Origin of the sequence: Eubacterium sp. 3_1_31 (genome assembly GCF_964249515.1) — a bacterium.
GTDB classification, from domain to species: domain Bacteria; phylum Bacillota_I; class Bacilli_A; order Erysipelotrichales; family Erysipelotrichaceae; genus Longicatena; species Longicatena caecimuris.
In genome coordinates this window covers 1-8,513 of sequence record NZ_CAXUBY010000072.1, presented here as the reverse complement: position 1 = coordinate 8,513, position 8,513 = coordinate 1, and the positions used below count along the sequence as shown (strand labels likewise).

General features: G+C 42.1%; 2 protein-coding genes. Both read right to left on the bottom strand.

The genetic code is table 11. The features are described from left to right. Nucleotides 1-289: 289 nt before the first annotated feature. Nucleotides 290-4,165: a DNA-directed RNA polymerase subunit beta' gene (gene rpoC / locus ACESSZ_RS15905; protein WP_008691285.1), complete on the bottom strand. Its 3,876-nt coding sequence runs from the start codon at nt 4,163-4,165 to the stop codon at nt 290-292. 4 nt (nt 4,166-4,169) lie between these two features. Beyond that, nucleotides 4,170-8,357, bottom strand: a complete 4,188-nt coding sequence (gene rpoB, locus ACESSZ_RS15900) for a DNA-directed RNA polymerase subunit beta (protein WP_008691284.1) — start codon at nt 8,355-8,357, stop codon at nt 4,170-4,172. Nucleotides 8,358-8,513: the final 156 nt, after the last annotated feature.

The window sequence follows — 8,513 nt, the reverse complement described above, 5'->3', positions numbered from 1 at the left end:
ATTGACGTTTCCTGTTCAGTTTTCAAAGACCGATAGCATCCACTGTTTGGTGGACGTCACTCTCGTTGAGTGCCTGTATATAATATCAAATTATATCGTTCCTGTCAATCAAAATAATAACTTTTTTATGATTATTACAGATTATTTTTACTAATCTGCTATTCCATATGATCTAGGCAGAAATTCTTTCTATCGCTTTACGAATTTGCCTCTTGATATGGATACTTTTGATAATCACAAAAGGAGTTCCTACATCGTAAGAACTCCTTCTTGATATCCTTTAGGATTGTTAATCGTGTAATTCCGGAAGAATTGGCTGTTTAATTCCAATTTCTTCATCAGATACATCTTCACCATCCATGATTTTCTGTACCATTTCACTTGTTAATTTCTCAGGTGAAGGTACATATGCCATAAATTGATCATCATCTGGTTTCGCATTACGTTCGATACGCTCTTCACGTAACTCTTCTGCTCTTTCCGCAATGATTTCATTTGTTTGGCGATCAGCTTTGCAGCCGGTTCCAGCTGGAATCAGCTTACCGATGATAACATTTTCTTTCAGACCAATGAGGTAATCTTTCTTACCTTTGATTGCTGCATCCGTCAGAACTTTCGTTGTTTCCTGGAAAGATGCTGCCGATAAGAAGGAGTCTGTTTCAACAGATGCCTTAGAAATACCTAACAATACCGGTTTGAAAGTAGCCGGTGTTTTACCGCTTAACAATGCCTGACGGTTGATTTTCGTGATTTCGGTCAAGGATACCTGCACACCTGGATTCAAGTGTGTATCATTGCCTTCCAGAACGACTACTTTACGCAGCATCTGGCGAATCATAACTTCAATATGCTTGTCACTGATTTCAATACCCTGGCTGGCATATACTTTCTTAACTTCTTTTAGAATGTAGTTTTGTACCTGACGTACACCAGCAACCTTTAATAATTCCTTAGGGTCAACCTGACCTTCCGTAATTTTGTCACCAGCTTCAACATGTGCACCAACCTTCATCCAAGGACGAATTGCCTGTACCAAAGTCACCTTATGCGTAATACTTTCTTTATCATTTGCGACAACTACTTCGTAGCCTGTTTCAATCTGATTAATCGATGTGATTTCACCGGTAATCTGAGCTAATACAGCTACACCCTTAGGACAACGAGCTTCAAACAGCTCCTCGACACGAGGAAGACCCTGTGTGATATCTCCACCATCAGCACTTGCTACACCACCGGTATGGAAAGTACGCATGGTCAGCTGTGTACCTGGTTCACCGATAGATTGGGCAGCCATGATACCAACAGCTTCGCCAACTTCAACATCTTTACCGGTTGCCATGTTACGACCATAACATTTCTTACATACACCGTAAATAGATTTACAAGTAAATGCGCTTCGGATATATAAGCCTTCAACACCAGCATCTACAATTCGCTGCGCAATTGGCTCCGTGATGAATTCATCACTTTCAATGATGACTTCACCTGTCTTAGGATCTGTAACTTCTTGTTTTGTATAACGACCAACTAAACGATCATACAAAGATTCGATAATCGTATTCGTTTTGCGATCTACGATAGCTTCTACCCAGTACCCTTTATCTGTACCACAGTCTTCCTGTTTAACGATAACATCCTGGGCAACGTCAACCAAACGACGTGTCAGATATCCAGATTCGGCAGTCTTCAATGCGGTATCGGTCAGACCTTTACGCACACCGTGTGTTGAGATAAAGAACTCAGACACATTCAGACCTTCACGGAAACATGAATAGATAGGAACCTCGATGATACTTGGTACATATTCACCCTTCGCTGATTTGGACTGTGATGGTTTCGCCATCAGACCACGCATACCAGCTAACTGAGTAAAGTTTGACGTATTACCACGGGCACCAGAACGCGCCATCATGTTGATTGGGTTTTTACGTGGCAAGTTACCTAACAGCTCTTCGGCGATATCATCTTTGACATCTGCCCACAGCTTATTTAAGTGACGTTCCCACTCCTGCATCGTAAGCTTACCTTTCTTACGCAGGGTTTTTAATTCTTCGGCTTTGGCTTTACCATATTCCACATGCTCTTCTTTATGAGGAGCAACCTCGATATCACTTAAGGATACCGTAACACCAGCAACTGTAGAATATTTAAATCCCATATCCTTGATTTGGTCAAGGATTTCAGATGTTTTTTCAGTACTGTAACGTTTGAAGATCTCACCGATGATCTTACCTAAATCTTTCTTCTTGAAAGCAGGTGTTACAGGTAAATTACGGATAGCTTCTTTTACATCTTTTCCCATATCCAGGAAATACTTTTCCGGTGTTGCCTGGAAATTGGCTGCACTTACCTCATTCAAGAATGGGAAGTCGCTAGGGAACATGTTGTTAAAGATAACCTTACCAACTGTTGTCAGCAAATACTGTTTCTGCTGTTCATCCGTAAAGCTTGTTTTATTTAATGCTCTTGCCGGAATGGCAATACGAGAATGTAAATGAATCTGGTCTGTTTCATAAGCCATCAAAATTTCATTGATGCTACCGAAGACATGTCCTTCATTATCTCCATAACGCTGCCACATAGCTGCTGATTTTGGACAATCGACAGATAAATAGCGCTGCGCTTCATCATGGAATTCTTCAGCCGTTTCTTCCATCGTCAGATAGAAGTTACCCATGACCATATCCTGACCTGGGGTAACGATTGGTTTTCCATCCTTTGGACCTAGGATATTGTTAGAACCTAACATCATCACTAAGGCTTCGGCTCTTGCTTCTTCACTCAATGGTACATGGACAGCCATCTGGTCACCATCGAAGTCGGCATTAAAGGCAGTACATACTAATGGATGCAGACGCAATGCACGTCCTTCTACCAGTTTTGGCTTAAACGCCTGAATACCTAAACGGTGCAGCGTAGGGGCACGGTTCATTAAGACAGGATAGCCATCAATTACCTTTTCAACGATATCCCAAATACGTGGATCCTGACGATCAATCAGTTTCTCTGCTGTCTTTGGATTGCTGGCGATTTCCTGATTTACGATTTCATTAATAACAAATGGTTTAAACAACTGAATTGCCATTTCACGTGGAATACCACACTGATACATCTTCAAATCTGGTCCTACGGCGATTACAGAACGACCGGAGAAGTCAACACGTTTACCTAATAGGTTCTGACGGAAACGTCCTTGTTTACCCTTTAAGGAATGTGATAAAGACTTCAAAGCACGTCCGCCGGCACCGGTAATTGGTTTAGAACGACGACCATTATCGATCAAAGCATCAACTGCTTCCTGCAGCATACGTTTTTCGTTTTGTACGATGATAGCAGGAGTTCCCAACTCTAACAGCTTCTTCAAACGGTTGTTACGTGTGATGACACGACGATATAAATCATTTAGATCACTTGTCGCGAAACGTCCACCATCTAACTGCAGCATTGGTCTTAAATCAGGTGGGATTACCGGAATTACTGTCATAACCATCCATTCTGGCTTATTGTCAGAATTACGGAAAGCTTCTACGGTATCCAAACGCTTGATTAATTTCTTACGTTTTTCACCCTGCGCATTTTCCAAAGCTTCCTGAATGTGTTTGTATTCTAATTCCAGGTCAACTTCTTTCAACAGGGTCAAAGCAGCTTCTGCACCAGTCTGTGCCGTAAAGCTTCCAGGACCGTACAGTGCCATATATTCACGATATTCTTTTTCAGATAAGATCTGTTTGTATTCCAGATTCGTATCCTTAGGATCTGTTACGATCCAGGATACGAAATATACTACTTCTTCCAATTGTTTTGGTGTTACATCCAGCAGCAGTGCCATACGGCTAGGAATACCGCGTAAATACCAGATGTGTGCTACCGGTGCAGCCAATTCAATGTGTCCCATTCGTTCACGACGAACACTGGATTTGGTGATTTCTACACCACAGCGGTCACAGACAACACCTTTATAACGTACTTTCTTATACTTACCGCAATAACATTCCCAGTCCTTGCTAGGTCCGAAAATACGTTCACAGAACAATCCATCACGTTCCGGTTTCTGGGAACGATAATTGATTGTTTCCGGTTTTTTAACTTCACCATGACTCCATTCATGGATTCTTTCAGGAGATGCTAGGCTCACCTGAATTGAGGCAAAATCATTAACACTCATCTACTTACGCCTCCTCTACTTGTTCATCATCTTCTGCAATTAATACATCTTCGTCGAAGTCATCCATGTTTTCTTCATCATCCAAAAGCACTTCATCATCTTCAACTTCAACATCTTCATTTATATCATTGATATCCTCTTCACTGACAACCTCTTCCTGTGGAATTGGTGGCAGTGCAGCAGGTTCACTTGATTCTTCTTTGTTGATATCGACTTCATTTCCGTCTTCATCCAGCATCTTCACATCGATGGCTAATGCCTGTAATTCATGTTTCAATACGCGGAAGGATTCAGGAATGCCTGGTTCAGGAATATCTTTTCCTTTGATGATTGCTTCATAAGTCTTAGTACGTCCTACGATATCATCAGATTTTACCGTCAAGATTTCCTGCAGTGTATGGGCAGCACCATAAGCTTCCAGTGCCCAAACCTCCATCTCACCGAATCGCTGACCACCATTCTGTGCTTTACCACCTAATGGCTGCTGCGTTACTAAGGAGTAAGGTCCGGTTGCACGGGCATGCAGCTTATCGTCAACCATGTGCGCCAGTTTGATCATGTACATAACACCGACAGAAATACGTTCATCGAATGGTTCACCGGTACGTCCATCGTACAGTACCTGTTTACCATCTACGGTCATATCGGCTTCTTTCATGATGTCGCTTAATTCCTGGTTGTTGATACCATCGAATACCGGTGTGGAGAATTTCACGCCCAGTTTCTTAGCGGCATATCCTAAATGGATTTCCAGAACCTGTCCGATGTTCATACGAGATGGCACACCGAATGGGTTCAACATGATATCAATTGGCGTTCCATCTGGCATATATGGCATATCCTCAACCGGTAAGATCTTGGAGATGACACCTTTATTACCATGACGGCCGGCCATCTTATCACCTTCAGAAATCTTACGTTTCTGAACGATGTAAACTTTTACGGTTTCATTAACTCCAGGTGGCAAATCATGTCCTTCACTTCTTTTGAAGATACGGATAGAATGTACGATACCGGCACCACCATGAGGTACCTTCAAGGAGTTGTCACGCACTTCACGGGATTTCTCACCGAAAATAGCTAATAACAGTTTTTCTTCAGGAGAGATTTCACTCTGTCCTTTTGGTGTTACTTTACCAACCAGAATGTCACCCTCGCGTACTTCCGCACCAACCATGATGATACCACGGCTGTCTAAGTTACGGCAGGCTGCTTCACTTACGTTAGGAATGTCACGAGTAATTTCTTCTGGCCCTAATTTTGTTTCACGACAATCAATGTCGTATTCTTCAATATGAATTGACGTATACACATCATCACGTACCAAACGCTCACTCATGATGATGGCATCCTCATAGTTGTAGCCATACCATGTCATATAGGCGATAGTAACGTTTTGTCCAAGGGCAAGTTCACCCTTTTCCATAGATGGTCCATCGGCTAGGATATCTCCCTTATCGATGCGTTCACCTTTTTTTACGATTGGACTTTGGTTGATGTTGGTACCATTGTTAGAACGCTGGAATTTACGCAAACGATATTCATGACGTTCTCCATCATCACCACTGACGATGATGCGCTGAGAATCGACGTATTCAACAATACCGTTTTCTTTTGCGACGATACCGACACCAGAGTCCTTGGCAATCTTATATTCGATACCAGTTCCTACATATGGAGAATGTGGCTGTAACAAAGGTACGGCCTGACGCTGCATGTTCGCACCCATCAAGGCACGAGAAGCATCGTCATTTTCCAGGAATGGTACACAGGCAGTTGCCACGGATACGATCTGTTTTGGTGAAACGTCGGCCAATTCTACTTCTTCACGTTTAGCGATGATGGTTTCTCCCGCTTTACGAGCAACGACATTTTCATTGATCAAACGGCCTTCTACAACCTCATTCGCCTGCGCGATAACATAATCTGCTTCTTCATCAGCTGATAAGTAGATTGCTTCATCTTCTACTGTTCCATCTTTCTTAACGATACGATATGGTGTCTGAATAAATCCATATTCATTGATCTTACCATAAGAAGTCAGGTTGGAAATCAGACCGATGTTTGGACCTTCTGGAGTTTCGATAGGACAGATACGACCATAGTGAGAACTATGAACGTCACGTACTTCAAAACCGGCGCGATCTCTGGTCAGACCACCTGGACCTAAGGCAGAAATACGACGTTTGTTGGTCAATTCTGCCAATGGATTCTGCTGATCCATGAACTGTGACAGCTGAGAACTGGAGAAGAACTCCTTGATAGCTGCTGTTAATGGACGAATATTCGTTAATTTCTTAGGTGTTAAGGTTGCTGTTTCCGCAATGGACATACGTTCCTTAACAACACGCTCCATACGGCTTAAACCGATACGGAACTGGTTCTGGATCAATTCACCAACAGAACGGATACGACGGTTACCCAACATATCAATATCGTCGGTTTCTCCAACACCTTCCATAACATTTAAGTTATACGTATAGAATGCATACATATCGGAAATCGTAATGGTATGCTTGTTCGCATATGGGTCATTACCGATTACTTTTACTACTTGCTCATCGCCAGTACGTACAAGCACTTCCTGAACGGCTGCACCTACCAACCATGCATACACCGTTTCACCGTTGTTTACTTTATTACGTAAAGCTTCCTGGTCGTTTGCACTTAAGGTATCTGGCTTATGACGAGGTAAATAGCCTTCTGCATAGAAGTCACCTTCTTCATTTTCCAGGTCATTGCCCTGTGCATCCGTTACACGGCCTAACGCATACATGCGCTGTCCATAGTTTAACACTGCATTGACATTGCCTTTTTCCAAAGCCACCTGCTTTGCGATGATACCGCCATGTACAGAAATGGTTTCACATTCTTTTGCGATTGCGTCTACATCCTTCTGTGTTAATACGGTTCCTTCAAACAGGGTAGCATCACTCAATTCCACATCCTCTGCCAAAACACGGCCAACAAGACCAAGATGGTTAGATGCCGGAACTTCTACTTTATCCGGATGGTTGAATAATGGATTGAAAGGGAAAGCATGTACATGCATACCTTTTTCCAACTCTTCACGTAAAGTGTTACGTTCATCACGATGAATCATCGTACCGCTAGGCATGAAGACACTGCCATCACTTGCCAAAATATCCATTGCCAAACGATTACCGTAAATACGGTTGATGGCATTTAATTTCTTACGTAATTTAAAACGTCCGGCTTTGGTTAGATCATAACGGCGAGGATCAAAGAACTTCGCATTCATTAAGGTGATAGAACCATCCAAGGTAGGTATTTCATCCGAACGCTGGTTTTCATAAATAGACAATAAAGCTTCCTGTGTAGTCTTAACCTTATCGGCTAACAGGGTATTCTCAATTTCTTCGTATTTACCAAAGTAAGATGCATATAATGTAAGGTAAAGATTCATGAATTCACGATCTTCATCATCCTGTGCAACATCTTCGATCACATCACGTCCCATAGCCTTTAAGAACGTCTTGATCTGTGTTGTATCATGGGCATCTTCGCTGTGATCTAAATCAATTGACATACCGACAGCTTTAAACAATACAGAAGAAAGCATTTTACGTTTACGGTCAATGCTCATGTTTAAAACACGTCCGGTAGACGCTTTTTTCGTTTCTGTCATGTATTCCAGCCAAGTACCGCGGCTTGGAATCAATTCACAGGCATACGATACTTTACCTGTTTTTTCATCATAACCGGTAGAGAAGTACGCTCCCGGAGAACGCACGATCTGCGAAACGATGACACGTTCCGCTCCATTGATGATGAAAGTACCTGTTTCGGTCATTAAAGGGAAATCACCCAGGAAGACATCTTCCCATTTATTGATAACTTCACCTGTTGTGTTATCTGTTATTTCAAGTTCCATGCGTGCTTTCAATGGTGCTGCGTAATTACATTCGCGATACATTGATTCTTCCGCATTGTATTTAGGTTCACCGAATTCATAACCGGCGAACTTCAGCTTGATATTTCCTCCATAGTTTTGAATCGGGTAGATTTCATTGAAAACTTCTCCAATTCCTTCGTTCTTGAACCACTCAAAAGAATCCGTCTGAATTTCAACCAGATTCGGCAGTTCCAGATGTCCACTAACTTTTGAGTAATCGCGACGCTCTGCCTTTTTACCGGAAGCGACAATACGATAAGGCTGTTTTTTGTCCATGTACGCCATCCTTTCTACAAGTTTTTCTTACCAAAATAGGGCATGAAAACCCATTTTAATATTTTAGTATTATGCAATTTATTATAATATCAATGGTTTGTCAAATTGTCAATGCTTTTTCGATATTTTAGCTATTTGTGTCCGTTGGGTAGCAAT

Coding starts and splice junctions, on each gene's coding strand:
- rpoC (WP_008691285.1), bottom strand. CDS start 4,165: ATGAGTGTTAATGATTTTGCCTCAATTCAGGTGAGCCTAGCATCTCCT.
- rpoB (WP_008691284.1), bottom strand. CDS start 8,357: ATGGACAAAAAACAGCCTTATCGTATTGTCGCTTCCGGTAAAAAGGCA.